This window comes from Bifidobacterium sp. ESL0784 (genome assembly GCF_029433295.1).
GTDB lineage: Bacteria > Actinomycetota > Actinomycetes > Actinomycetales > Bifidobacteriaceae > Bifidobacterium.
This window is the reverse complement of the sequence record NZ_JAQTHV010000001.1, coordinates 650,022-676,192: the sequence shown is the minus strand read 5'-3', so window position 1 is coordinate 676,192 and position 26,171 is coordinate 650,022. Positions and strand designations below refer to the sequence as shown.

Sequence of the window (26,171 nt, the reverse complement as noted above, 5' to 3'; positions counted from 1 at the left end):
GTTCAAGCTTTGGGCAACACTGAACCGACGCGCGACGAAGGCCGCGACGTCTGATTCCATTGCCAAATTGAACATGTTGATAACCATAGTCTCGTCAAGAGAAAAAACAAATCCGCTTGACACATATTGAGACAACTTAGCGTAAACGAACCATAAAAATAGCCTGCGCGCCGCTGATTTGGAGGCTCGCAGGCTATCTGAACGGGAAAGGAAACGTCAGAACAGTTCGACGATGTTGTAGAAGATGGCGCTAACCGCGACCACACCCACAACCACGATGAAGACGTTGCTGATCCTGTGGGAGTACTTCTTGAGCGCCGGCACCTTGTGGACGCCGTACATCGGCAGGAGCAGCAGCACGAAGGCGATCAGCGGGCCGGCCATGGTCTCGATCATGCCGATGGCTGAGGGGTTGGCCCAGGCGACGAGCCAGCAGGCGACAAACATCAGAACGTTGACGACGACGTTAAGCTTCTTGCGCTCGACCACCACGCCCTTGGCATGCGTCACCTTGCGGATGATGCCGCCAAGCCCCTCTTCGACGCCGAGGTAATGGCCGAGGAACGCCTTGAAGATGCAGACGAACGCAGTAATAGAGGCGATCCAGGAGATGGCAGGGGTATTGAGCATGTTGGCCAGATAGCTCAGAATGGAAACATTCTGCGCCTTGGCCTTTGCCAAATCGCCGGGCGTCAGCGCTAGATCGCTGCTCAACACGAAGAAGAGAACGACGGTGACCATCATGGGTTCCCCGACCTTGAGGATCTTGCCGATCTTGTCGTCAGAATACTTGCCATAACGCTTGCGGACGTTGACGGAGAAGGAGGAGACGATGGCGGAATGATCGAACGTGAGCACAATGACGGGGACCAGAAGCCACAAATTAAGCGCAAGGGTGCCGAAATCGAGGCTACCGGAGGCACTACGCGGAATGCTGGTGAGCATGGAAGGATTCCAGCGCGGGATGAGATAGAGTGCGAAAATGACGAGAACAGCGATGACCGGCCAGGTCAGCCAGCTCATCACGCGGGTCACGGCACGAGTGCCGCAGGTCATGATGAGAATGAGCACGCCAACGAGAATGAGGGAAAGCAACCAACGCGGAGGCGCCGGCATGTGCAGCTGGTTGACGATGAAGCTCTGGGCGGTATTGGTGATGGAGACCGAGTACATCAGCAGGATGACCAGCACCTCGACGAAGTAGATGATGGTGAAAACCATGCCGAAACCGAAGCCGAAATGCTGCTCGACCACGTCGGTGATGTCATCGTCCGGGTTTCTGGCCGAAAGCACGAACCGGCACATCGCACGATGAGCGAAATAAGCCAGCGGATAGGCCACAAGAAGCATCAGCACGATGCCGATGATGCCCGCTCCGCCCGCGTCGATCGGCAGGAACAGGACGCCCGCACCGATGGCCGTGCCGAACAGGCTCAGCATCCAGCGCACGTCCTGGCCATGCCATTTCAGCGCATAGGCCTTGTCCGTCTTATAATCTTTGGCTTTCTGCGCCTCGCGTGGTGCGTCGGCCTGCACGCCGCCCACCTGCTCTTTTGCCTGACGCTCTTCTTGACTCGCCATGAATCCACTTTCCCTCATGTTTTCAGATTTTTTTGAAATCCACTCCAAATGGGCCACTGCCCAATACAAAGCAGAACATCATGCTTTACCAGGCAGATTGTGCCGTTGCAATCATGCAATATTTTTCAATGTTTACGAAAAACCGAATACATCAATCGGAAATATCGCTGCAGACGACGGTCGACGACGAATACGATCGACGGGTCGAAGCGAAAATGCCGATGGCACGGGCAATCAAGGAGCGGCGCACAGCAATGGCCATGACGCCTGTCTCAATTCCCTTGTCGAACATGATTCACAGTATATGGGAGCCAATCTATCCGTGATAATTCTGTGACAAATAATGAGATGGTATTGTTTCATCTCCGTTTCCTTGATTCATGCCTCCTTTACCGGCTCCACGCCCATGCGCCACTACCCCTTGAGGGGTTGCAACGACGAGCAATCACAGCCAAGCAAAAAGTCAAAACAAACCGGAGGAAATCAACGTGTAGGCTTCGTTCATCTTTTTTTCAACTTCGAGCACAACGTCACTGTATCGCGTCACAATAGAGCCATGTCTCGAACTGTGCTTTTCATCATCGTCGTCGTGGTTGCGGTATGTGTTCTCGCCGTCGCCGCCGCGTTGATATGGCGCGCCTGGAAACGCTGGCGCAGAGTGCAGAGGCTCAATGAACGAGACGACGATCAGGTTCGCTACGCTTTCATCATCAATCCTTCGAAGCCGCAGGCCGCACGCTCGCGCTTGCATATCGAGGAATTCTGCAAAGACCACAACATTACCGACATCGAATTCATCGAGACCACCCTGGAACGCGACGGCCGTGTTTGTGCCCTTCAGGCGCTGAAGGACGGGGCCGACGTCCTGGTGGCTGTCGGCGGCGACGGCACCGTGCGCACCGTGGCAAGCGCGGTAAGCGGCACCGGGCATACCTTGGGTATCATTCCCATCGGCACCGGCAATCTTTTCGCTCGTAACATGGGCATTCCGGTCGATGACATCAACGCGGCGCTGGCCATCGCGACCTCGCACGGCGAGCAGATGGTGGATATGGGACGTCTGGCTCTGCTCGACCGGCCCGGCGACGATCATGCCCACGCCTTCCTGATCATCGCCGGCATCGGTTTCGACGCCGACATGATCAGCGACACCAGCCCGGAGCTCAAGAAAAGCATCAGCTGGCTCGCCTATTTCTCGGGCGGCATGAAGCACCTATTCGCGCCGAAATACCGCGGGGCGGTCACCATCACCAGCGCCGACGGCAGCGCACATAGCGTCGGAGAAGTGCATTTCCGCACATTCATGGCCGGCAACTGCGGCCAGATTCCGGTATTTTCGCTGATGCCTGACGCCTCGTTCGACGACGGCCTGCTCGATTTCGAGATCATCGACACTTCCGGCGGCATTTTGGGCTGGATGAACCTGTTCGGCGACGTCATGCATCAGACCATCACCGGCAAGGCACAGCAAAGCCCGCTTTCCACCAATTCAACGATGGACCAGATTCAAGGCGTCAGGGCCGAAATCAAGCTGGAAAAGCCGGCACTGGCCCAAGTCGACGGCGACATGCTCGGCTCCACCAGTCACATCCGTTTCAGCGTGGAACAGAAGTCGTTGCGCGTACGCGTCCCGGCAAAAGCCGAACTCGAACAATAACTTCTATTTGGCGTAACCGGTCAGCTCCAGCTTCTTGGAGACATACTCGCCGATGTATACGCCGTGGGTGCCTTCGTAACCCTGCTTCTTGACCTCGTCTTCGAGCCATTCCTTGTCGTGGCCGATGGCCTCGAGCACGTCGGTATCGACCTGCCCGTCGACGATCAGCGGCAGACGCAAGGTCTCGTCGCCGTAGCAGATGACGGTCAACTGGCCGTTCTGCTCGAAGTAGGCCTTCAGAACCTTGGAAATCTCGTAGACACCTTGGGCGCGCAATTTGAGCATGAGGTCACTGGCGGAAACCCCTTTGCGCATGCAGGTGGCAACGTCGACCTTGCCGTGCGAGATAAGCATGACCGGGCTTCCGTCGATGAGTTTCTTGAAGAACCGGCTGTTTTCCTTGGCGAACTTGATGATCATGCACAGCAGCATCCATGTGACCAATACGAAGACGAACTGGAGCACGGTGATCTGCTCGTTGTAGATCACGCCGCCGATGATGGCGCCGAGCACGTAGTTCTGGATCTGGTCCATGGCGCTGGTGGGCGCGAGGTTGGATTTGCCGAAGAGGTTGATGTGGACGATCAGGAAGACGATGCCCACGACGAGTTTGATGATAAGTGTGGTGCTGATAAGCATGATGACGCCCTTACTTGTTTATGTTTACAATCACGATAATCAAAATTGGTTGGTTTTAGTCAGCTGAATGCGCAGTTCCCGCGAGTAACCGGTCAATCCCGCTGGTTTTCGTACTTTTCCGACCACAGAAACATACGTTTTCTAGCAGGAATGCTTGTTACCCGCAATATCCCATAGCGCGATCGCAGTTAGCGTGGTCTTCGCTCACTTTTCCACCTTGACATCGGTGAGCATGTGGGTTTCGGTGAGCTTGTAAGCGGTGTAGTCCGTGTTGAGGTTGACGGTATAGTATTTTTTCCCGATTTTGACAATGACATCCTGGTTCAGATATTTGGAATTGACGAGCACGTCGTCCTGCGAGACGTGCCGTTCCTTGGCCACTTCTTGGACGAAACTGACCATCTGCTCGCTTTTCGCACTGGCCGTTTCACTTTGCTGGAACTGCGTGTAGCCGCTACCGAGCACCAGCACCACCAGCAGCAACGCGATGATGCCCAAGTCCCGATATTTCGTCTTGAGCCGATGCCGCAGATACAACACGAAGAACGCGACCAGCGCCACGCACAGCGCGATGATGATGACGAACCGAACGACCTGATTAAAGCCATGCTGGCTTTGCAGGTAATTGATACCGTAAAATGTCATGGAAATGCCCCAAACGTAGGTTGGCAGGTAATCTCTCCCGTTTCATCGTAAGTGCGGCGCAATACGTGACCGGCTTTTGGCGCTGAGAGAAGAATTTATATTACATTTTCCAAGCGTATGACCGCTTCCGGCACCAAATCATCTGGATACGACGCGCTCGTTTTGCTTCGCATTTCCAACAATGTTTATTCAATGTTTATTGCCAATCTACAGATTAGCGTCGGAAACCATGTATAGAAAGAAGTCAACATCCGTTTGCCGTACTCATGGGTCGCGCAACCTCACAACACCTGTGTGCGATTGGTTGTGATAGCGCGCAAACCCCGTGCTTTCGCCTTGCGACTGTGGCACAATGGAGGCATGGTTGCAAACAATGCGGGCAAACCCGCCACACAAGCCGACCTCATCGACGTCAACGAGGTCATCGGACAATACTATGACGCCATCCCGGACCCGGCCGATCCGGCGCAACGCGTCTCCTTCGGCACCTCTGGACACCGTGGTTCGTCGCTCAAGACCTCGTTCAACGAGGCGCATATCGTCGCGATCACGCAGGCTATCGCGGAATACCGCAAAAAAGCCGGAGTCACCGGACCGCTTTATCTCGGCCGCGACACCCACGCGCTTTCCGACCCAGCGATGAAAACGGCCATCGAGGTGCTGGTGGCCAACGGCGTGACCGTGCGCATCGATTCGCGCGACGACTTCGTGCCGACCCCGGTCATCTCGCATGCCATCCTCACCCACAACCGTGCCGCCGACGGCTCGCAGCGCTTCGAGGGCGAAGGCCTTGCCGATGGCATCGTCGTGACCCCTTCGCACAACCCGCCCACCGACGGTGGTTTCAAGTACGACCCGGTCACCGGCGGCCCGGCTCCGGCTGAGGCGACCGAAGCCATCGCCAACCGAGCCAACGAGTTGCTCGGCTCGTTCCGCAACGTCAAGCGCGTGCCCTATGACGAGGCAATCAAGTCCCCGCTAGTGGAGCGCTTCGACTACCGCAACCACTACGTTTCAGACCTTGGCAATGTCATCGATTTCGACCTGATCCGTTCCTCCGATGTGCGTTTGGGCATCGACCCGCTCGGCGGCGCTTCGGTCAATTATTGGCCGCTGATCAACGAGAAGTACGGCCTCAATATCGGCGTGGTCCGCCCCGACGTGGACCCGACCTGGCGGTTCATGACCATCGATCACGACGGCAAGATCCGCATGGACCCAAGCTCGCAGTATGCGATGAAGGGTCTCGTTGACGAACTCAACGCCGGCGCGTGGAGCAAGTACGACCTCGTGGGCGGCACCGACCCCGACGCCGATCGCCACGGCATCGTCTGCCCCGACTGGGGTGTGATGAACCCGAACCACTACCTCGCCGTGTGCATCGCCTATCTCTTCGGCGGCGCACGTCCGGGATGGCCCAAGGGCACCGGTGTGGGCAAGACGCTGGTCTCGTCCTCGCTGATCGACCGCGTGGCAGCTTCCATTGGTGCACCTCTGGTCGAGGTGCCGGTTGGCTTCAAGTGGTTTGTCGATCCGCTCTTCACCGGCAAGGTCGCTTTCGGCGGTGAGGAGAGCTCCGGCATGAGTTTCCTGCGTCGTGACGGCCGCGTGTGGACCACCGACAAGGATGGAATTATTCCTGATCTCTTGGCCGCGGAAATCACGGCAAAAACCGGCAAGAACCCGGCTCAGCTCCATCAGGAGCAGGTCGCCGAATTCGGCGAAAGCTGGTACAAGCGCGTCGATACGCCGACCACGCTTGAGCAGAAGCAGAAGTTCGCCGCACTCTCCCCCGAATCCGTTTCCGCCACCACGCTGGCCGGCGAGGACATCACCGCCAAGCTCACCCGCGCACCCGGCAACGATGCGCCCATCGGCGGCATCAAGGTGACCACCAAGAACAACTGGTTCGCCGCCCGCCCCTCCGGCACCGAGAACATCTACAAGATCTACGCCGAGTCGTTCGTCTCGCCCGAGGCGCTCGATCAGGTGCTAAGCGAGGCCACGGATGTGGTCGACAAGGCGCTCGGCGAGTAATCAGCACATTTGTATGGAAACGATTCTTTCAGCTCAGTAATCCACGAAAGAACAACAAAGGTCGGTCGATAGTAAAATCGAAATGGCGTAATCCAGCCATTTTAAAAATATTATCGGCCGACCTTTCTGTTTTCTTAAATCCAGATTTAAGATTGTCACGGAAGTCGAAAATAGTCTCTTGCCCCCAAAAAAAATCCGCCTCAACTTAACAGCATTGTTCAACTCTCTCGTTTCTTCCTAAATATAAAACAGACTTTACATTCTTCGAAAAATACCAAAAATATAAAATGTATTTTACATTCATAGGAATTTTCTATAATATGTAAAATACATTTTATTTTGAAAGAGCCGACATGCTTATTGACAGACCACAATACTTGCGCCATTTGGAACAATGGAAAGACAAGAGCGTCATCAAAGTCGTTACCGGAGTACGCCGCTGTGGAAAATCAACTCTGCTCGAACTTTTCGCCCAGCATCTTATCGATACCGGCACTCCAAAAGACCACATCGTCTCCATCAACTTGGAATCACTCGGCAATGAGTCACTGCTCGAATACCATAAACTGCACGATACCATCCTCAGCAGGTGCAACGGCGACGGAAAATATTATGTCATGCTCGACGAAATCCAGAACGTACCCCAATTCCAGAAAGCACTCGATAGCCTCCAGACCCATCGCAACATCGATCTTTACGTCACCGGCTCAAACGCCACCATGCTCAGTGGAACACTTGCAACGCTTATCTCAGGTCGTTACGTCGAGATAAGCGTGACCCCACTTTCCTTCGCAGAGTACCGAAGCGCCGCACCAAAAGATGAGACGGTGCAACGCACCTGGTCACGTTACCTATACGAGGGGTCGTTTCCCGCAATCCATGAACTTGACGGGAACAATTCCTTGATTGACGACTATCTCGAAGGCATCCTCAACACAATTCTGGTGAAAGATGTAGCTCAACGCCTTGGCACAGCCCGCTCAGCAACCCTCGATGCCCTTACTCGCTACATGTTCGACAATATCGGCAATCTCATCACACCAAGATCCATCGCCAATGCCATGACCTCTCTGAACGCAAAAGTTTCGGCTCCCACCGTTTCCAACTATCTTGAGGCGTTGAGCTCGGCGTTCATCTTCTATCCGGTTTCCCGTTACGACATCAAAGGCAAACGCATTTTTCAACAGGAACACAAATATTATGGTGTCGACATGGGCATGCGCCGAATCTTTTGTTCCGGCAAAGTCCGAGACACCGGCCGGCTTCTGGAAAACATCGTGTTCTTGGAACTCAAAAGGCGCAACAGGGAGGTTTACATTGGTCAGGGGCCTAATGGCGAAATCGACTTCGTGACCAACGGGACGAACGGGCCGGCTTATTATCAAGTATGCGAGTCTGTCCACAATCCTGAAACATTGGAACGCGAGTTGTCGTCATTCCGTGGCATCGATGACAACTATCCCAAAACATTGCTTACTTTAGATGACGCGATGCCGACCGAATACGATGGTATCCGGCAGATTTACGCGCTCGATTGGCTGCTTGAATAAACAAAGCAATATCAACAAAGCAGTTTGATACTATTCATCTGGACCAATTAATTTTAAAGATTGTACATTACAGTAATCCTTTACTGTTGATAAGTCCGTTTGCTATACAAAATAACTTTAGTTGAGTCATAGCAACGACTGGTATATTCGATTTTTCTCGCTTCCATGTTCCTGTTGCATCCCATGAATAACCATAAGAGTAGCCCGAACCACTATCTATCCACCTCATCACCTCATCAAATGATTCGCAGATTTCATGAAAGAATGAAGGAGGAAGCTTACGGAAATCAATGATACATAAAACGTCGATAATCATCTGAAGCCAATAATCGTAGCCTCCAAAATGATTATCTTCACGTGAAAAGTTGTGTACTTTATCCAACTCCTTTTTAAAAAACTTGAGAAAACTGGGCCAGATTTTATCGCCATATTCTGGATCCAACGTATTTATAATTTTAAGCTTTTCTTGTCTTTCGTCTCTATTGGTAATAAAACTATTGATTTTGAATCGATTATTATCACCATTAAAGCCAGCAAAGTAAGAGTTTAATGCTGAAATTTCTTTCTCAACAACAGCGACTCTCTGTTTGGATTCTCCTTGAGCATCCTCCAATTCATCAGTAAATGATTCAAGCGATTCAACATCCAATACATAGACATCGCTGCCCCCATATTTTCGAATATATGGGTCCGTCTTAGGTTTTGAACGCTCAAAATGAATCTGGATTATCGGGCAATCATATCCTTTTGTTTCTCTATCTTTATATACAGAACCACACCAATCTATTGCTGAGATGACATCAGAATCCCCAAGGCCATAGCCAACCATCAACATCACATGTTCCTTAGCCAAAAAAGACAATCGTGATTGCCAATAATTTCCAGCTCGGAAAAACCTCGTATAGTCCTCATCAGTAATCACGATAGATTGTGGATCGGTTACACTTCCATGAAGGTGACAAACAGGGGTCAGATTACGGGTTTTAACAAATTTTTCTTCAGGCAGGAGCGTTAGTGTGCTACCCGGCATCAATGATTCAATTACTGAATCGTAGTTTGTCGTCAGAACCCAATCAAACGACATCATGTCAAAAAATCGTTTATACCACTCACTGCCATTTATCGGAGGGTCGCCATACTGCATAACCTTTAAAGAGACGAACTCTTTTAATTTAGATGAAGCTTTTCTTTGAGGCATATCTTCATTATCATCAGCCACAAGCCTACATATTTCAGAAGCAATTTTAGGACAATCCAGAAAATCAGATTGTGATTCCCCACTGCCAAATAGATGTTCGTAATCTGAGTCACCCTCAGCAATACCCATTTTTTTCGAGCAGTACTTCAATAAATTAACCCAACTGTCTGCTTTTGTATCGCCAAGTATAGCTTTGGTCAGCCCAGTTCCCGCAAAGAGTCCAAGCATACCTTGCTTTGAGCGTTTACAAATCAATCTCAGTAAATCATCTCGCGAAAACTCACAATCTTCAGATAACTCTTCGGCATTAGAATCCCATTCATTACAATCGTTCACAACAAACCTCTATTATTTAAAATACGATAATTATTATTATATGTTAGAATACCTTACTTTCTTACGCCTTCCCAGAAGAGGAATCTATTCCAACATTCCAATACTCAGATACCGAAAATAGACAACTTTGATTTTCCTCAGATGTTCAATCAAGCACTAGCCAAACAACTCAAGCAGCCCGCAAGGCTCTAATTGAGTAATCCCCATAAATTGACAGCAAAGTCGGTCAATACTGACACTCTAAAATGCTGAAATTGTGGAGTCTTAAAAATACAAATCAGTATCGCTATTGCCAGTTCCGATTTCGCCGGCAAAACGTAGGCTGGTAGTCATGACTATTACGGTTTCTACGGACGGCAGCGCACTCGGCAACCCCAACGGGCCCATGGGCTGGGCCTGGGCGGATCACGCAAGCAACGCAGCAAGGACGGACGGACATCAGCACGACGGCGACAGCGACGCGGGCGGCGCCACCAACGGCACCAACCAGATCGGCGAGCTGTGCGCAGTGCTCGAAGCGCTGCGAGCGCATCGAGGCGCGGAGCCGCTGACCATCGAAACCGATTCGCAGTACGCCATCAACTGCTCGACCACGTGGGTCAAGGGCTGGAAGAAAAACGGCTGGAAGAACTCGCAGAAAAAGCCGGTGAAAAACGCGCCACTGATCAAAGCCATCGACGTGGAAATCAACCGGCGCGAAGGACCGGTGAAATTCGTCTGGGTCAAGGGCCACAACGGCAATCCCGGCAACGAGAAGGTCGATGACCTCGCCCATACCTATTCCGGCGATGCGCGCAGCGGAGTGAAAGACGGCTATCTGCCGCTGGAAGGCTGGCAGTCGCTGCTCGCCTCGCCATATGCTAAGGGCGTGGATATCCCAGCCGATGCAAGAATGCTCCTCGACGGCAAAATCACCGAGGAACAATACCATCTCGGACGCGGGGCTGAGTCGGGCGATGACGACAGTGATAATCGGGACGATTCCGAAGACACCGGAAACACAACGCCGAACCGCAATGAACCAAATGGAAAGCAAATCGCAGGTGACGAAAGGGCCGCAAAGCAAACCTCCCACAAACCGACACTGGCCGAACGACTTGCGGAACCTGAAGGCGTACCCGAATACGATTTCAACGAGCGCAAGCCGATAGTCGCGCATCATCGCGCAGCCGAGAACGACGAACCCTCAGATGGCAACGATCGTCATGACCAAGACAATCATCGTGCGGGCGAATCCTCAACCATCGGCCGGACGGTGCGCTCCCATCCGGATTTCGGCGCGTCCCCGGTCGGCGATGACATCACCATTCCCGAAGACAGAAGTGATGGCACTGCCAAGCAACCCGAACCGCCAGCCGTGAATTCCACTCCCGTATCCGAGCAACCGACCGCTGACACCATTGCAGAGAACAATGAAACGGATGGGATGAGCGCGGCATCAGATAACGGGCGCAAAAACGATTCCACCGACGGTGATGCTGACAACAAAGCGGCAAACGGCGTATCCGATGATTGCGCAAATACACAGGAATCTGGACAGGCAAACAATGACGCGACGACCGCCATTGCACCAAAACCGCCGGAAACTTCCGGTAAGCCTGGGCCGAAGCAGGCCGTGCAGGCAGAAACAAATCCAGCACCTTCATATCTGCCCAGCGGTCTGAGCTTGAGCGGCCCGTTGCGCTTCTTCCCCGCGCCGCAAACCAGCCCGACCTACAATGGACGTCCGCGCCACATTCGCGGGGTTGTCGTCATCGATGGGGATGTGGCGGGCGACGGCACGATTGTGCTGAGCAATGCCCCGTTCCTCATCGCGAACAATTCCGGCAAAAAATGAGAAAACGTACAAAATCCGAACAACAATAAAAGTATCGGAACACCGATACTATGGAAGGTGACACTCGTCACTAAACGACGAAGCTATGACTTTTGAACACGACCTTTTATAAGGAGTATCAATGGATAAGAACGAACAAGACGCACTAAAAAAGGCAGCCGGCATCGAAGGCGCAAAGTTCATCAAAGACGGCATGATCGCGGGCCTTGGCACCGGATCGACCGTGCGCTTTTTGGTCGATGAACTTGGCCGCCGCACACAGGAGGAAGGCCTCAAGTTCACTGGCGTGACGACTTCCCGCCGCACGGCCAAGCAGGCCGAAGGTTACGGTATCAAGATCGTCGACATCGACGACGTGGACCATATCGATCTGACCATTGACGGCGCCGATGAGGTCGACAGCAACTTCAACGGCATCAAGGGCGGCGGCGCGGCGCTGCTCTGGGAAAAGATCGTCAACGAGAACTCCAACTACAACATCTGGATCGTCGACGAGTCCAAAGTGGTGGACACCATCGGCAAGTTCCCGCTGCCGGTCGAGGTCATCCCCTTCGGCGCCGGCCATGTCATCAAGAAGTTCGAAGGCAAGGGCTACAAGCCGGTCTTGCGCAAGAACGCCGACGGCACCGACGTGCGCACCGATGAGAACAACTACATCGTCGACCTGCACCTCGAGCGCATCGACCACCCGCAGGACCTCGCCGAAGACCTCATCAACACGGTCGGCGTGGTGGAGCATGGCCTCTTCCTCAACCGCGTGGACAAGGTCATCGTCGGCAACCCCAACGGTCCGCGCATTCTCACGGTTTCCGAGAACTGAGTTCGATAAAACCTCGGCCGACTTTGGCCGATCTAGTCCGATAAACAACAACCGCACGCAATTTGCTTGATTCGCATTGCGTGCGGTTTTGTATTTCCACCTCGTCAGACCGAATTCATACTTGTTTGACGGGGAATATGCGCTAAACACGACGCTCAGACTCACTCAGTGTCGCGTTTAGCGCATATCTCAGTATGTTCCGCTACTTCAGCGTCTCGACCACCTTGCGGGCGGCGTCGTAATCAGGCTCGTCGTGAATCTCGGGGACCTGCTGCGTGTACGCGACGTTGCCGTCAGCGTCGACCACGACGACCGCGCGCGAGAGCAGACCACGCATACCGCCGTCGGCAATGGTCACACCGTAGTCCTCGCCGAATGAGGAACGGAAGGCGGAACCGGTGACGACGTTCTTGACGCCTTCGGCACCACAGAAACGGGCCTGGGCGAACGGCAGATCCTTGGAAATGCAGATGACGGTGACATCGTCCAGATCTTCGGCCATCTTGTTGAACTTGCGCACCGACATTGAGCAGGTCGCGGTATCAAGTGAGGGGAAGATGTTCAGGATGACCTTGCGGCCGGCGAATTTGTCGAGCCCGAAATCGTTGAGATCGCCATCGGCGATGGAGAAAGCCGGGGCCTTGGAGCCGACGGCGGGAAGAGTTCCTACGGTGCGAGTGGGCGCACCACCCAAAGTTATTTGTGCCATACCTTCATGGTGCCACGGCAAAGGCAGGTACGCCAGTCTTTTGCGCTCTATGCCAAGCGTCCGGCATTATCTGACGCGATTGCGACATCCACACGGACAATGGTCGGCGACAACACAAACCAAACGCCTTAAGACAGATGTTATCAAAGCGAAAGCTACCTTGAAAGCCATCGAAGCAAAGAAGGGAGTATCAAGCAGACAAAATGCGAAGCCTATTGCAACGACGCCCATAGACAGCAACAAGCCGGCGACAGGCCGAACAATGCCCAGACCCGCGAAAAGAAAAAACAAAAGGCCCGGAGCCGAACGACCCCGGACCTTCCATGAAAAGCTTTATACTACTTGCGCTGATGACGAGTCTTACGCAGCAGTTTGCGGTGCTTCTTCTTGCTCATCCGCTTGCGGCGCTTCTTGATGACAGAACCCATCTGAAGCCTCCAATCCTTGACAGTAAGTTTGCAACTTGACTTATCTTACTCGCTCTTGCCGACTTAAAACGCCATGGAGCCAATTTTCGGCAATCGCGCAACGAACAAGTTACATCGAACGTTCAACACGATGGTTGCGAAATATCGGCCTAGAGCGGGAACTTGGAATAGAACCGCTGAATCGAATCTTTGGGACCTGTGGCCTGGAAGACGACGGTATCGTTCTGCCAGACGGCCGTAGCGCTCTTGTTCTTATTGCCGCTGGCCTTGACCACGTATTTGCCCGTGGCGTTGCCGGAGACCTTGACATCGCCGCTGGCCACATCCGTACCTTTCAGCGCACCGGTCAACGTGTCATACTGGGTTTTCGCCGTATCATTGCCGGACCATTGCGCCACTACGAGCGTGACATCCTTGGCCATATTCCCGGTCGAATACGTGAGTGTATACTCCTCGAGCGGAGAGGCGGAAGTCCAGTTGGCGCTGGGGGCGGCCTCAGTACGAGCGAAATTGAGAACGTTGTCGGGCATCGCCTTGAGCAGCGGTGTGGCATCCTGCGGCAATTCCTTGGCCTTGATGCTTGGCGTGGTGGGCTCAGGCTTGACCGACGTCGTCTGCTGCTGCTTCTGTTCTTCGTTGGCCCCTTTGTTCATCGCCCAGCCCGGCCACACAAACGCCGAAAGCAAGGCAAGGATGATTACCACCGCAGCCGCGACCACGACCGTAATCAATTTGCCATGGGAAGAGGAATACCTTTGTTGAGTCGACATAGCTGTAATTATTTCACATCGTGCTGACGCTGCTATTATCGGACAGACTGTCCCGTCTCGCTTGAATTACAACGTTTTAAGGGTGAACAGAACATTCGTATTCTGCCGACCGCCCGGATCAAAACCTTGAAAGGACTTGCCCTTGTCGGCGAAATTGGCTAGCGTCGGCATCATGGCTAAGAATGCGACACAGTACGTTTGCTCGGAATGCGGGTGGAACGGCGTGAAATGGTACGGACGCTGCCCCGAATGCGATGCGTGGGGCACCATAGAAGAGTTCCACGAAGCACGGCCCGCCGCCGCGTCTCGCACCGCCGCACCCGGACGCACCTCGCGCACACAGGCCAGTTCCGCGGTCATCGCCGGCAGCGCCGCCGCCAAACCGATCACGGAAATCTCGACCGACAACGTCAAGAGGATCCCCACCGGCTTCGACGAATTCAATCGCGTGCTGGGTGGCGGCATCGTACCCGGTTCGGTCGTCTTGGTCGCCGGCGAACCGGGTATTGGCAAGTCGACGCTGTTACTGGAAACCGCCGGCAACGTGGCACGAAACAACCCCAAGAAATCAGTCCTTTATATTTCCGGCGAGGAATCGCAGGCGCAGGTGCGCATGCGCGCCTCCCGCATCAACGCTCTGCAAGACAATCTGCTGTTGGCTTCGACCACTGATCTCGCGACTGTGCTCGGCCTGATCGAGCAGGAAAAGCCAAGCCTTGCCATCGTCGATTCCGCGCAGACCATCGTTTCGCAGGACGTTGATGGCATCTCCGGTGGCTCCACGCAGGTGCGCGAAGTGGCCAGCGCTCTGATCGACACCGCCAAAACGCTTGATATTCCGGTCATGTTGGTCGGCCACGTCACCAAGGACGGCTCCATCGCCGGCCCACGCACGCTCGAACACCTGGTGGATGTGGTCTGCCAGTTCGAAGGTGACGCGCAGACCGCGCTGCGCCTGCTGCACGCGGCCAAGAACCGTTTCGGCCCCACCGACGAAGTGGGCTGCTTTGACATGAGCGGCGAGGGCATCGAGGAAGTCAGCGACCCGTCCGGACTGTTCCTTTCCACAGAAGACGCACCGGTCGAAGGCACCTGCGTCACGTTCACGCTCGACGGCCACCGCAGCCTGCCGATCGAAGTGCAGGCGCTCGTCACAAAATCCGTTCTGCCGACACCAAGACGTAATACAAACGGCATTGATTCTAATCGTCTGGCCATGCTTTCGGCTGTCTTGTATCGCCATGGCCGCGTGAATCTTCTGGCCAACGATCTCTACGTTTCGACCATCGCCGGCGGACTAGCCAAGGAGCCGGCCTGCGATCTCGCCATCGTCGCCGCGCTGGCAAGTGCCGCCACCAGCAAGCCCATCGCCCGCACCACCTGCGCAATGGGCGAGATCAGTCTTACCGGTCAGGTGCGTCCTGTCCCCCAGCTTTCCCATCGCCTCAACGAGGCCGCGCGCCTAGGCTTCACCCGAGCCGTGGTCCCCACCCATCGCGGCCGTCGCGGCATCAAGGCCGTCAAAGGCCTGGAAATCGTAGAGGTCTCATCCCTGCGCGATGCCCTCGATGCGCTGGGCGTTTCCAAAGGAAGATAGTCGCAGCGGTTTTTAAAAGCCGAAACAACACCAATGGCGACTTCGCCGAGCACGGCACAAGAGTTCGCAAAATCCTGATACGGCAAGGACCGTCGGCGAAAATCCTTGACGTTTTCCAAGTGCTTTCACCCCGCAACAAGACAAGAAATATGGAACCCTCCGGCTTTTGCCACGCTTCATGCCACGGCAAATTGCTAGAATCGTCTCAATAGGCAAATTGGAATTGAATCATATGAGTGAAGACTTCAACAAGCTCCACTCGACTTCTGCAAAGGACAAGGCAATGAGCGTTGCATTTGAAAATATGAGCGAGTACGCGCAGCACATGGTCAAGGCGCTGGATCTTGAGGCGCATCCCGAGGGCGGCTGGTACCGGCAGACCTGGCTGAGCTTGCAGGCCGCGGCGGGAACGGCGACGAAACAGGCTGCGGAACGCGGGGACGCACAGCGCGGCATCAGCACTACAGGCGCATCAATGGATTCCGATGCTACCGGCATCACCATCACACCGGCGGATTCCGATAGCACTTATGCGGTAACCGAGGCCGACCTGAAATCGATGAAGGCGACGGAAGGCCGCCCTCTGGCCTCGCTGATCTATTTCCTGCTGGCTCAGGGCGACGCAAGCGCCTGGCACAAGGTGGACGCCACCGAAATCTGGCTTTGGCATGGGCCGGCCACCGTCGGTCTTGAACTTGGCGGCTATGGCGACGCCCCAGCCGACGAATCCGGCCGCACGCTCTATACGCTCGGGCAGGGAATGGCATCGGTCAATCCGGCCGCGACCGGCACCACGCCCCAGGCCAATGCGCCAGCATTCGATTCCTCATCGGAACCGATCGGTCAGGTGGTCATACCCGAAGGCTGCTGGCAGCGTACCGTGCCCGGTAAAGGCGATGCACTGGTCTCCTGCGTGGTAAGCCCGGGCTTCACCTTCGACGGCTTCACGCTTGAATAGGACAAAAATGAAGATTGCCAATCATCCCTATCGTGATTTTGCTTCATGGGCACAAACGTTTTCGCAGCATACCAACCAATCGTTGGCCGGAGCAAACCTGGTGATTGACGAGCCGCACGATGAAAACGATAAAAGCAACGCCCTGCTTCGCAACCAAGCCGCGGCTTGGGGCATGAACGTCGTCAAGGGTGACACCACAAGAGACGACGTCCCATTCGCCTATCCATATGTTCCAACCTCCGGAATCCATGAGTATGACGATGGCGCAGGAAACACCGCGCCTTTTAAGGACATGCGCAAGGCCAGCGGACTTGACGCGATGGACTACGCACAAGCACACATGCCTGTCACACACAAACTAATGGAGCGACTCGCCAAGACTGTCGATTTCCGCGGCATTCGCATCGCCACCTGCCTGATTCTCGAGCCCAAAACCGCCGTGCTGCTGCGTGAGCTCAAAGCGGCGGGCACGCAGGTCGGCGTGTGCTGCGAACCCGGAGGGGTGGACGAGCGCGTGGCCGAACAGCTGCGTGCCGAAGACATCGTGGTGGAAGCCAAAAACGACTGGACCTCTGCCCAATACTACGACGGCGCACTGCGGCTTCTGGACACGCTCAAGCCGAACATCATCATCGACGACGGCGCCAGCTTCGCACGTCTCGCCGCCCGCGAGCGCCCCGAAATCGTCAGGAACCTCATCGGCGTGGCCGAGGAGACGACCAGTGGCGTCCGCGCGTTTCAGGCCATGCAGGACGACGACGCGCTGCCTTACCCCGTCGTCGCCGTCAACGACAGCGCCCTCAAAACCGAGTTCGACAATGCCCACGGCACCGGCGAGACCTGTGTGACCACCATTCAGGAAATCCTCGGCACGCAATGGTTTGCAGGCAAGAACCTCACCGTCATCGGCTACGGGCCGGTCGGACGCGGCTTCGCCCTGCGCGTACGGGCGCTCGGCGCACACGTCACCATCTGCGACACCGATCCGGTGGCCTGTCTTAAGGCTGTATTCGAAGGTTTTCCTACCACCAATATCAACGAGGCGCTGCCAGAAACCGATATGGCCGTCTCCGCTACCGGCGTGCGACACACGCTTGCGCTCGAACACTTGCATTTGATGAAGCCGAACGCCGTACTTGCGGTCATCGGCGGCATCGCCGACGAAATCGCGCTGGACGATATCCCCTCGTTCCATCACCAGCCCGGACTCGATATCACAGCCATCCAAGTCCCCGACGGCCCTGAACTCCGGCTGCTTGCACAAGGCGACGGCGTCAATTACACGGCCGGCGGCGGCAATCCCATCGAGATCATGGATCTGAGCTTCGCCGTCCAGCTGAGCGCGGTCGCCCATCTCATCAGCAACCGGGGGAATCTGCCGAACCAAATCATCCGTCTCGACGCCGCCACCGACCGCAAAATCGCCAGTATCGCTTTGCAAGTCCGCGGCTACCAAGCCAGCCACGCAATCGCCGACAACGGCTATAGCTGGAAGACCACCCGTTTCGACGTGATGCAGGACTGATACGCCTCTGGACAATGAGCAGGATGATTCCCGACCCGAAAAACTTGAGTCGTCCTCAGTAACGGCCACGAAAATCGTCGCTCACCTTGCCGTGAGTGCAACCCTGAAATGACACCACGATTTCTATGAGATAATCGTTGCCGGCGTCAAAGCAAGAAAGCGACTTATGAATCTGTCCCCCACCTCCATCGGCATTACCAAGAACGGCCAAACCGACGAGAAGACCGTGTATCTGTACTCGGCGAAGCTCGTGATCCCCGTGACTGCGCCCGTCATCCCGAACGGCGCGGTGGCTATCCTCGGCGAACGGGTCCTGCACGTCGGCACACGGCGTTGGGTGCTTGGCGAGCTCAAGGAAGAGGGAATCGATCCGGCCAAAGTAGTTGAGCGGCATTTCGACGGTGTGTTGATGCCGGGGCTGGTCAACGCACATACCCATTTGCAATACACCGGTATGTCGAGCGTCGGGCAGGGCCACTACCAGGACTTCCACGGCTGGGAGCTGGCGTTCGACAAGGTCTATACTCAGGCCGAGCAGACCAAGCCGTGGCAGCAGTGGGCCTATGCCGGGGCACGGCAACTGGTTCAAAGCGGCACCACAGCAGCCGCTGACATCGTCACCGACATCGAGGCGGCGGGGGCGCTGGCCTCGCAGGGCTTGCATGGCATCGCCTATTGGGAGGTAATGAACTGGCACAACCAGGACTGGGAGGACCACGGTAAGAAGGCGCTCAAGGAAAGCCTCACCAAGCTCAAAGCACTCAACCTGCCGAATATCGGCATCAGCCCGCATGCGCCCTACACCCTCGATGCCGAGCCGTTCATCGACCTGCCCGACATCGCCCGCCGCCTCAACATGCGTCTGCATATCCACCTGGCCGAAACGCCGCTGGAAGCCGGCTCGCATCCGGCGATTCTCACGACCTACACCGCCAAAGACTGGAGCGACGAGCGCTGGGCCAATTACCTCGAGCTCAAGAAGCACGGCAGGGGGGCTTCGGCCATCCAGTTCGTCGACAGCCTAGGTTCGCTGGGGCCCGACGTGCATATCGCCCACGGTGTCTGGGCCAACCGCGAAGACCGACGTATCCTGCGTCAGCGCGGAGTAGCCGTGGCCCTGTGCCCGCGCTCCAACGAAATCACGCATACCGGCAAGGCTGCGCCCATCCGCCGCTATATGGACGAGGGCAACATCCTTTCAATCGGCACCGACTCGCTTTCCAGCTCCCCCAGCCTCGACCTCTTCGACGAGGCCGCCATGGTTTATGCCATCGCCCGCGAGCAGGGCTATGCCAAGGACGATCTGAGCCACCGCATCATCCGCATGATGACGCTGGGCGGGGCGGAATCGATAGGCATGCACGTCGGCGCCCAGCGCATCGGGCAGATCAACGCCGGTGCGCTGGCCGATCTCGCCTTCATCGATATGCCAGTCGAAACCCACACCCCGCGCGAAATCGAGCACACGCTCGACGAGCTGGTGCGACACGGTGCTGGGCACAATCGCGCGACAGTGATTTCCGGCAGAGTCACGTATAACGACAACGTTTTCTAACTTACATAGCCGCCCCGGCAGTCATGTTCAAAAGTCTCCTGCCGTCTCTTTCGAATATTCGATAACACGTTATCGATTATCTAAATTATCAAAGCGTGTGTCCGCATCTTTGAAAGAGTTGATAAATGCTATGATACAGATGTCAGGCCTGCCGCAAGAGCAACATTCATGCTTATCGGTAGGGTTTATATGGTATTCAGATTTCCACAAAAGCAAGAGGTCATCAACTATGTCATCGCCACTTTCCAAACGCCTTGTCCGCGGTCTCACCGCCACACTGAGCGTCGCCATGCTGGCCGTGGGCGCCGCAGGCTGCGGTTCCGGCAAATCCGGCAATACGGCAAGCTCCGCCAATTCAAACGACATCACCCAACAGACCATGACGCCGGGAACATTGACGATCGGCACCGGCCAGCCCACCTACGAACCTTGGGTCATCGGCGACAAGCCCGAGACCGGCAAGGGCTACGAAGCGGCGGTCTCCTACGCGGTGGCCGAGAAGATGGGCTTCAAGAAGTCGCAGGTCAAGTGGACGCGCACCACCTTCGACCAGGCCGTCGCGCCGGGCGCACAGAAGGACTGGGATATGAACATCCAGCAGTTCTCCATCACCCCCGAACGCAAGAACGCCGTAGACTTCTCCCCCAGCTATTACAACGAGACGCAGGCTGTCGTTGTCCTGAAAAACGGAAAGTACGCCAACACCAAGTCGCTTTCCGACCTCAAAAACGGGACCATCGGCTCCATGGTGGGCACCACCAGCTATGACTTCACCGTCTCCAAGATCAAGAAGGACGTCAAGACCTTCAACGACAACGCGGCGCTGGCTCAGGCCTTGGATTCCAACCAAATCGACGCGCTCGTCGTCGACACCCCCGATGCCGTCTACATGGTGCAGAGCGGGCAGGTCAAGAACGCCAAGGTGGTCGGCCAGATCCCCGGTTCCGAAGACAAGGACGGCATGGGCATCGTCCTGCCGAAGGGCTCGAAGCTCACGCCGGCCGTCACCAAGGCCGTCAACGCCCTGCAGAAGGACGGCACCATCGAAAAGCTGCAGCACGAGTGGCTCAAGGAATACACCACCGATATTCCGATGCTCAAGAACTGATTGCCGGAAATCTCAACAAATTCCCACTCGCGTGACCCTTTAACCGACTTCGGCACCGCCGTTTTCGCCGGTTAAAGGGTCACACTATAATTGTCCCGTCGACCCTCGATTCCTCATACAAGATTGGTCATGAATGACGCAGACTGCAACACAAAACATTAGCGCCGTCGAGCTTGAGCGCCAAGGCTACCTACGCCGCCAGAACCTCCGTTCCGTCGCTATCAGCATCGTCAGCACCCTTGTTCTCGCCGCGCTGATCGTCATCGGACTCAAGGTCTCCCCCGGCTGGCCGAACGTGCGCGAATCGTTCTTCTCGGGCAAGTATTTCGTCCAGTCCTTCCCAACGGTGCTCAAAGGCCTGTGGCTCAACCTTGAAGTGCTGTTCTTCGCCACCATCGGCGTGGCGATTCTGGGAACCCTTCTGGCCATGATCCGCATCAGCACCTCGCCGCTGCTTTTCCCGCTTCGTGCGCTGGCCACACTGTACACCACGTTCATGCGCGGCATCCCTATGATCGTATTGCTCTATCTGATTGGTTTCGGCATTCCCGGCCTCAATATTTTCGGACGCATCCCCGCGGCCGTGCTCGGCACCATCGCGATCACCCTTGATTACGCGGCTTTCGTGGGCGAAGTCCTGCGCGCCGGATTCCAGGACGTGCACCCCTCGCAACGCGCCTCCGCCCGCTCCCTGGGGCTTACCAGCGGCCAGACCATCCGCATGGTCATCATCCCCCAGGCGCTGCGCAACGTCGCCCCCGCGCTGATGAACGATTTCATCTCCATGCAGAAGGACGCGGGCCTGATCTCCACACTCGGTGCAGTAGACGCGGTGCGAGCGGCGCAGATCAGCGTGGCGCAGACCTACAACTTCACCCCTTACGTCGTGGCCAGTGTGCTCTTCATCTGCACCAGCGTGCCCTTCATCCTCCTCAATGATTGGTATTCCAAGCGTCTGCGCGGCCGCGAGCAGGGCATGGGCGTGGTATGAGCGAAAACGGCAACCAATCCGATCAATCCGTTTCGGCATCGAATCCTGAAAGCCAGGCACCAATGAGCGAAAACAACACACAGACGCAAGGCCAAGGCGCTCCGGCGCAATCGCAGCGGCAGGATACGCAAACAGTCGGAGTCACCACCACCTCCGCCAACATCATCAAGCCTGTACTGCACCTCGACAACGTGAAGAAGACCTACCGCAACGGCAAGGTCGAAAACCAAGTGCTCAAAGGCATCTCCTTCGACGTCAACCCGCACGAGGTCGTGGCACTTCTGGGGCCTTCCGGTTCCGGAAAATCGACGCTGATGAAGTGCATCAACCTGCTTGAACGCGTCGACGACGGCCAGATCTGGCTCAACGGCACCGACATCACTGACCCGCGCGTCAACGCGGACAAGTCGCGCGCACGCATCGGCGTGGTGTTCCAGCAATTCAACCTGTTCCCGCATATGAGCGTCATCAAGAACGTGACGCTGGGTGCCATCAAGGTCCACCACTGGCCCAAGGAAAAAGCCGAAGCCAAAGCGCATGAGCTGTTGCAGCGCATTGGTATGGACGCCAAGGCCAAGGCCTATCCCGATCAGCTTTCCGGCGGTCAGCAGCAGCGCGTCGCCATCGCACGCGCGTTGATGACCGACCCGGAACTGCTGCTGCTCGACGAAATCACCTCGGCACTCGACCCGATGCTTGTGGGTGAAGTGCTGGAGATGGTCACCGAATTGAAGGAACGCGGCACCACTATCCTGATGGCCACCCACGAGATGGAATTCGCCCACCACGCCGCCGACCGTGTGGTCCTGCTCCGGCAGGGCGTCATCGCCGAGAACGGCACGCCCAAAGAGGTCATGGAGGAATCGCAGAACCCCGACACGCGCGAGTTCTTCAGCCATTTCCGCGAGGTGTGAGCGGTCAGCCGAGATTCGTATCCATTTACACGGGTATTTCTATAGATTGATAACGAAAACGTCGTAATCACATCAGCGCTCAAAAATCGCGATATGATTACGACGTTTTCGTATCCTCATGGATGGATGGGCTTGCCCTGCCTCAAAGTCGGCAGACCTGCAAGCCTCTTCGTCACTTCGCGCCGGTGATCTCCAACGTCTGATCGGCGTAATCCTTCAATGCGGCCTTGAGCTCGTCGGTGCTGTCGAATTTGACTTGGCCACGCAGGAACTCGGTGAATTCCACGCGCACCTTGTGGTCGTACAGTTCCAGCCAATCATCGGTGACACAGTAAGGTTCGATAACGCGCTCGTTGATGCCGGTTTCGTCGCTATACGTCGGCTTGGTGCCGATGGAAATCGCGGCAGGCCAACGCCACGGCGAACCCGAAGCCATGCGCATCTCATCCGAAGGGGCGGCGAGATTCACAGCACCATGACCATCGGCAGAACCATTACCACTGTTTCCATCACCGTCGATTGGTCCCAAATCAATGAGCCAACCGGCATAAACGCCATCGACCGGCACATAGCCTTCGACCACCTGCGCCAAGTTCGCGGTCGGGAAGCCGATCTCGCGCCCACGCTGCTCGCCGTGCACCACCGCGCCTTCGACGGCGTGATCGCGCCCCAGAATCTCGGCGGCGGCCTTCACACACCCCTGCGAAAGCAGGTAACGCGCATTGGTCGAGCTCCACACCCGCACCTTGCGGCAGTTGTTCTTCTTCGTCCACGCACGCAGTTCGGCCTTGTTCATAGCTTCCCGCGGATCCTGCGGCTCACCGACGCCTTCCGGCATCTTCGGTTCGAAATGCATGGGAACCCACGTATAGCCCGGCCCCAAATCATCGACAACGTCGAGTTCGAAAACACGCGTGGCCTCGCAAAGCTCCGCAATGGCCTTGATGTCACCCTTGCGGTCCGCGCCCAACGCTGCGTCCTGCCCGAGCACGAGCGTACGCATGCCGAGCTTGCCGACCATCTGGCCCAGGAAGAACCGGAACGATTTGGCCGCGAACGCCATCGTATAACGCAATACAATAACCCGGTCAACACCAAGCTCGCGCATCACGCGGATCCGCTGCTCAACGGAGCTCAGCGCCTGCACATCCACATAATCCTTGGGCACATCCATGCCCTCGTGCTCGTTGGCATAGGTATGCGCGAGCGCCGGGCGCGGGTCGAGAATCATCACGACAGCCAACGAATCGGTCTGTTTCGCCAGTTCCACGACGCGCTTGATCACGGCCTGATGCCCCTTGTGCATGCCGTCGAATACGCCGACGGTCATCACCGCACGCTTGTGCGAGCTCAGGGTGGGCCAATCCACCAATCCGTTAGAGTCGGGTGTCAACCTGGTGATCTTCATCAAAATCCTTTGTTTTGTTTGCCGAAAGCCATCTTATCAGCCATGTCACCCGCGCGAAAGCCCCCTTTTCTTGAGGCTTTACTTGGCTTGCGGAAATATCACCAAGGATTTCAGCTCATGCTTGTTTGCCGGTTCCACAATGCCTACCACCTCACCGGTTTGTGGTAGATACACAGCCGCGATACCATCAGTTCTACCGGTCTTACCGGTATTGGCGTGAGATTTTGCGTTTACATCGTCAGATGAAGGCATCGGCAGCCTACGACCAAAACGCAGATTCTGGGTATCAGCTTCTGTGATAGGAATGGTCGGCATCGTACGTTGTGCGGCCTCGAGCATGGTCAGAGACCGGCGTTTCAGCTCATCGGCATCGACGTCCAGCACAGCCTTGTTCAAGGTCAGCTTCACGCCCTCACGATTGGTGAAGGTGTGCGGCTTGGCATGTGCCGTAACCACGCGTTCGGCCAATTGCGGATCAGCCAGATCGAACTTGCCAACCCGCATGCGACGCAACTTCGTCAGGTAGCCGCCGACCTCTAGCAGCTTCCCCAAATCGCGCCCGAGCGAACGGATATATGTGCCCGTGGAGCAGCTGATGCGCACGTCCACATCAACGACCAGAGTTGCTGACGCTGTCGTCTTAATTTCGTTGTTCTCGGCATCAAGCCCATCGGTTACCTCGGCATTGTGAGCACCCAAGACGGTGAATTCACTGATGGTGACCGGACGAGCGTCTAGCTCCACAGTTTTCCCTTGCCGTGCCAGCTCGTAAGCGTGGCGGCCATTGACGCGAACTGCGGAATAGGAACTCGGCACTTGCTCGATATCGCCGGTCAGATGCTCTTTGATGACCTGCTCAATCTGCTCAATCGTCAGCACACGGACGCTGCCAGAGCTTCCATCAGAATCCGAAGTAGAATCCGGTAAATGACGTGAATCATCCGCTAGTGGCGCAGGTACAACCTCTGCGGTCTCACCTTCAGCGCCATCCACCAGCTTTACCGGCGCAACCGTGGTGATGTCGCCTTCGGAATCATCGGTGGTACTGGTTTGGCCGAGACGGATGGTAGCCTCGTAGGTCTTCGTGTGATCGACGATGTAGTTCAAGAGCCGTGTGCCGTGGCCGAAACCGATGACCAGCACGCCCGAGGCCTGCGGATCGAGCGTGCCCGCGTGGCCAACTCGGCGCATGTGCAATTCCCCACGTACGGCCGCCACCACATCGTGGCTGGTCACACCGAGCGGCTTGTCGACCACGAGAAGCCCGGAAAGTTCACGCTGCTTACTCTTCTTTGACACCATCATCCTCAAAATCGGTGGCGGTCTTCTTCTTGCGGGATTCGACGTACGGATTCTCGTCGCCGGCGTACTTCGCGGTTTCGCGGACCTTGTCGATCTCTTCGTCGCGTTTGCGCGCAGTGACCAGAATGTCCTCGATCTCGTGTGCCTCGCTCGGCACCTCGTCATAGATGAACTGCAGCTGCGGGGTGAGCCGCAGACCGGCCTTCGCGCCGACCAGCGAACGAAGCCTGCCGGTGGCCTGCTTCAGCGCCTGTTCGGCACGTTTGCGCTCTCCATCGGCCTTGCCCTCCTGCCCCAGCTGCGTCCAGTAGACGCGGGCGATCTGCAGGTCGCCGGTGACGCGCACGTCGGTGATAGTGACGCCGTTCAAGCGCTTGTCGTGCAAAGTGCGTTCCATCGACGAAGCGATGACGCGCTGAATCAATGCCGCGATACGCGCGGCCCGTGGATTGGTTCCTGCCATAACGTTTCCTTTTGTTACTTACTCTAACTGTTACGTTTCATGATACCGATTGACGGGAATACCCGTTCTCAGCCAATTCAACACTATGCTGCTGGTAGACGGAGCCAGACTCCGTACTACGGTCTGTTTTACCAGCACTACTA

At 56.0% G+C, this 26,171-nt stretch carries 22 protein-coding genes and 1 pseudogene; 12 read left to right on the top strand and 11 right to left on the bottom strand.

Going from position 1 to position 26,171, the window contains the following annotated elements:
- Positions 1-216 precede the first annotated feature (216 nt).
- Both PT279_RS02635 and PT279_RS02630 read right to left on the bottom strand, forming a co-directional pair.
- On the bottom strand, positions 217-1,581 hold the full coding sequence (locus PT279_RS02635) for a hypothetical protein (protein WP_277165122.1): 1,365 nt from the start codon (positions 1,579-1,581) through the stop codon (positions 217-219).
- A gap of 151 nt (positions 1,582-1,732) precedes the next feature.
- Positions 1,733-1,873 (bottom strand): hypothetical protein, encoded by a 141-nt coding sequence (locus tag PT279_RS02630; protein ID WP_277165120.1) that lies wholly within the window; start codon positions 1,871-1,873, stop codon positions 1,733-1,735.
- A 264-nt stretch (positions 1,874-2,137) separates the two neighbouring features.
- Here PT279_RS02630 and PT279_RS02625 point away from each other — a divergent pair, with 264 nt between their 5' ends.
- Positions 2,138-3,238, top strand: coding sequence for a diacylglycerol kinase family protein (locus tag PT279_RS02625; protein ID WP_277165118.1), 1,101 nt, complete (start codon positions 2,138-2,140; stop codon positions 3,236-3,238).
- Positions 3,239-3,241: 3 nt separating this feature from the next.
- On the opposite strand, the gene PT279_RS02620 is transcribed toward PT279_RS02625, so the two are convergent.
- Positions 3,242-3,877 carry a DUF421 domain-containing protein gene (locus PT279_RS02620; protein ID WP_277165116.1) on the bottom strand — a complete coding sequence of 212 codons (636 nt, stop codon included), beginning with the start codon at positions 3,875-3,877 and terminating at the stop codon, positions 3,242-3,244.
- A gap of 204 nt (positions 3,878-4,081) precedes the next feature.
- Entirely contained in the window at positions 4,082-4,522 is a 441-nt protein-coding gene (locus PT279_RS02615; protein WP_277165114.1) for a DUF3290 domain-containing protein, read from the bottom strand.
- Positions 4,523-4,882: 360 nt separating this feature from the next.
- Between PT279_RS02615 and pgm the strand changes: the two genes are divergently transcribed.
- Both pgm and PT279_RS02605 read left to right on the top strand, forming a co-directional pair.
- On the top strand, positions 4,883-6,559 hold the full coding sequence (gene pgm, locus PT279_RS02610) for a phosphoglucomutase (alpha-D-glucose-1,6-bisphosphate-dependent) (protein ID WP_277165113.1): 1,677 nt from the start codon (positions 4,883-4,885) through the stop codon (positions 6,557-6,559).
- 353 nt (positions 6,560-6,912) lie between these two features.
- The gene (locus PT279_RS02605) at positions 6,913-8,109 is read left to right on the top strand and encodes an ATP-binding protein (protein WP_277165111.1); all 1,197 of its coding nucleotides are present in this window, start codon (positions 6,913-6,915) and stop codon (positions 8,107-8,109) included.
- Positions 8,110-8,176: 67 nt separating this feature from the next.
- Here the strand turns inward: PT279_RS02605 and PT279_RS02600 are convergent, their stop codons facing one another.
- Positions 8,177-9,643: an SIR2 family protein gene (locus PT279_RS02600; protein ID WP_277165109.1), complete on the bottom strand. Its 1,467-nt coding sequence runs from the start codon at positions 9,641-9,643 to the stop codon at positions 8,177-8,179.
- A gap of 331 nt (positions 9,644-9,974) precedes the next feature.
- Here PT279_RS02600 and PT279_RS09250 point away from each other — a divergent pair.
- Positions 9,975-10,571 (top strand): annotated as a pseudogene (locus tag PT279_RS09250) (ribonuclease H); the annotation flags it as partial.
- A gap of 1,030 nt (positions 10,572-11,601) precedes the next feature.
- Positions 11,602-12,300: a ribose-5-phosphate isomerase RpiA gene (gene rpiA / locus PT279_RS02590; protein ID WP_277165105.1), complete on the top strand. Its 699-nt coding sequence runs from the start codon at positions 11,602-11,604 to the stop codon at positions 12,298-12,300.
- Between the two features lie 202 nt (positions 12,301-12,502).
- On the opposite strand, the gene tpx is transcribed toward rpiA, so the two are convergent.
- The 3 genes from tpx to PT279_RS02575 all read right to left on the bottom strand — a co-directional run bounded on the left by tpx (position 12,503) and on the right by PT279_RS02575 (position 14,207).
- On the bottom strand, positions 12,503-13,009 hold the full coding sequence (gene tpx, locus PT279_RS02585) for a thiol peroxidase (protein ID WP_277165103.1): 507 nt from the start codon (positions 13,007-13,009) through the stop codon (positions 12,503-12,505).
- 338 nt (positions 13,010-13,347) lie between these two features.
- On the bottom strand, positions 13,348-13,437 hold the full coding sequence (locus PT279_RS02580; RefSeq protein ID WP_004268639.1) for an AURKAIP1/COX24 domain-containing protein: 90 nt from the start codon (positions 13,435-13,437) through the stop codon (positions 13,348-13,350).
- A gap of 149 nt (positions 13,438-13,586) precedes the next feature.
- Positions 13,587-14,207, bottom strand: a complete 621-nt coding sequence (locus PT279_RS02575; RefSeq protein WP_277165101.1) for a hypothetical protein — start codon at positions 14,205-14,207, stop codon at positions 13,587-13,589.
- Between the two features lie 172 nt (positions 14,208-14,379).
- Here PT279_RS02575 and radA point away from each other — a divergent pair, with 172 nt between their 5' ends.
- The 7 genes from radA (at position 14,380) to PT279_RS02540 (ending at position 22,855) form a co-directional block, all read left to right on the top strand.
- Positions 14,380-15,804 (top strand): DNA repair protein RadA, encoded by a 1,425-nt coding sequence (gene radA, locus PT279_RS02570; RefSeq protein WP_277165240.1) that lies wholly within the window; start codon positions 14,380-14,382, stop codon positions 15,802-15,804.
- A 178-nt stretch (positions 15,805-15,982) separates the two neighbouring features.
- Positions 15,983-16,762 (top strand): cupin domain-containing protein, encoded by a 780-nt coding sequence (locus PT279_RS02565; protein ID WP_348519359.1) that lies wholly within the window; start codon positions 15,983-15,985, stop codon positions 16,760-16,762.
- Between the two features lie 7 nt (positions 16,763-16,769).
- Positions 16,770-18,287 (top strand): adenosylhomocysteinase, encoded by a 1,518-nt coding sequence (locus PT279_RS02560; RefSeq protein WP_277165097.1) that lies wholly within the window; start codon positions 16,770-16,772, stop codon positions 18,285-18,287.
- Positions 18,288-18,453: 166 nt separating this feature from the next.
- Positions 18,454-19,842, top strand: coding sequence for an amidohydrolase family protein (locus tag PT279_RS02555; protein ID WP_277165095.1), 1,389 nt, complete (start codon positions 18,454-18,456; stop codon positions 19,840-19,842).
- Positions 19,843-20,071: 229 nt separating this feature from the next.
- The gene (locus PT279_RS02550) at positions 20,072-20,950 is read left to right on the top strand and encodes an ABC transporter substrate-binding protein (protein WP_277165093.1); all 879 of its coding nucleotides are present in this window, start codon (positions 20,072-20,074) and stop codon (positions 20,948-20,950) included.
- Between the two features lie 133 nt (positions 20,951-21,083).
- The gene (locus PT279_RS02545; protein WP_277165091.1) at positions 21,084-21,941 is read left to right on the top strand and encodes an amino acid ABC transporter permease; all 858 of its coding nucleotides are present in this window, start codon (positions 21,084-21,086) and stop codon (positions 21,939-21,941) included.
- On the top strand, positions 21,938-22,855 hold the full coding sequence (locus PT279_RS02540) for an amino acid ABC transporter ATP-binding protein (protein ID WP_277165089.1): 918 nt from the start codon (positions 21,938-21,940) through the stop codon (positions 22,853-22,855). The genes PT279_RS02545 and PT279_RS02540 overlap by 4 nt, the downstream gene beginning before the upstream one ends.
- A gap of 172 nt (positions 22,856-23,027) precedes the next feature.
- On the opposite strand, the gene PT279_RS02535 is transcribed toward PT279_RS02540, so the two are convergent.
- From PT279_RS02535 to rbfA, 3 genes are all read right to left on the bottom strand, one after another.
- Positions 23,028-24,263: a riboflavin kinase gene (locus tag PT279_RS02535; RefSeq protein ID WP_277165087.1), complete on the bottom strand. Its 1,236-nt coding sequence runs from the start codon at positions 24,261-24,263 to the stop codon at positions 23,028-23,030.
- 78 nt (positions 24,264-24,341) lie between these two features.
- Positions 24,342-25,562: a tRNA pseudouridine(55) synthase TruB gene (locus tag PT279_RS02530; protein WP_277165085.1), complete on the bottom strand. Its 1,221-nt coding sequence runs from the start codon at positions 25,560-25,562 to the stop codon at positions 24,342-24,344.
- Entirely contained in the window at positions 25,546-26,028 is a 483-nt protein-coding gene (gene rbfA, locus PT279_RS02525; RefSeq protein ID WP_277165083.1) for a 30S ribosome-binding factor RbfA, read from the bottom strand. Before rbfA ends, PT279_RS02530 begins: the two co-directional genes overlap by 17 nt.
- Positions 26,029-26,171 lie beyond the last annotated feature (143 nt).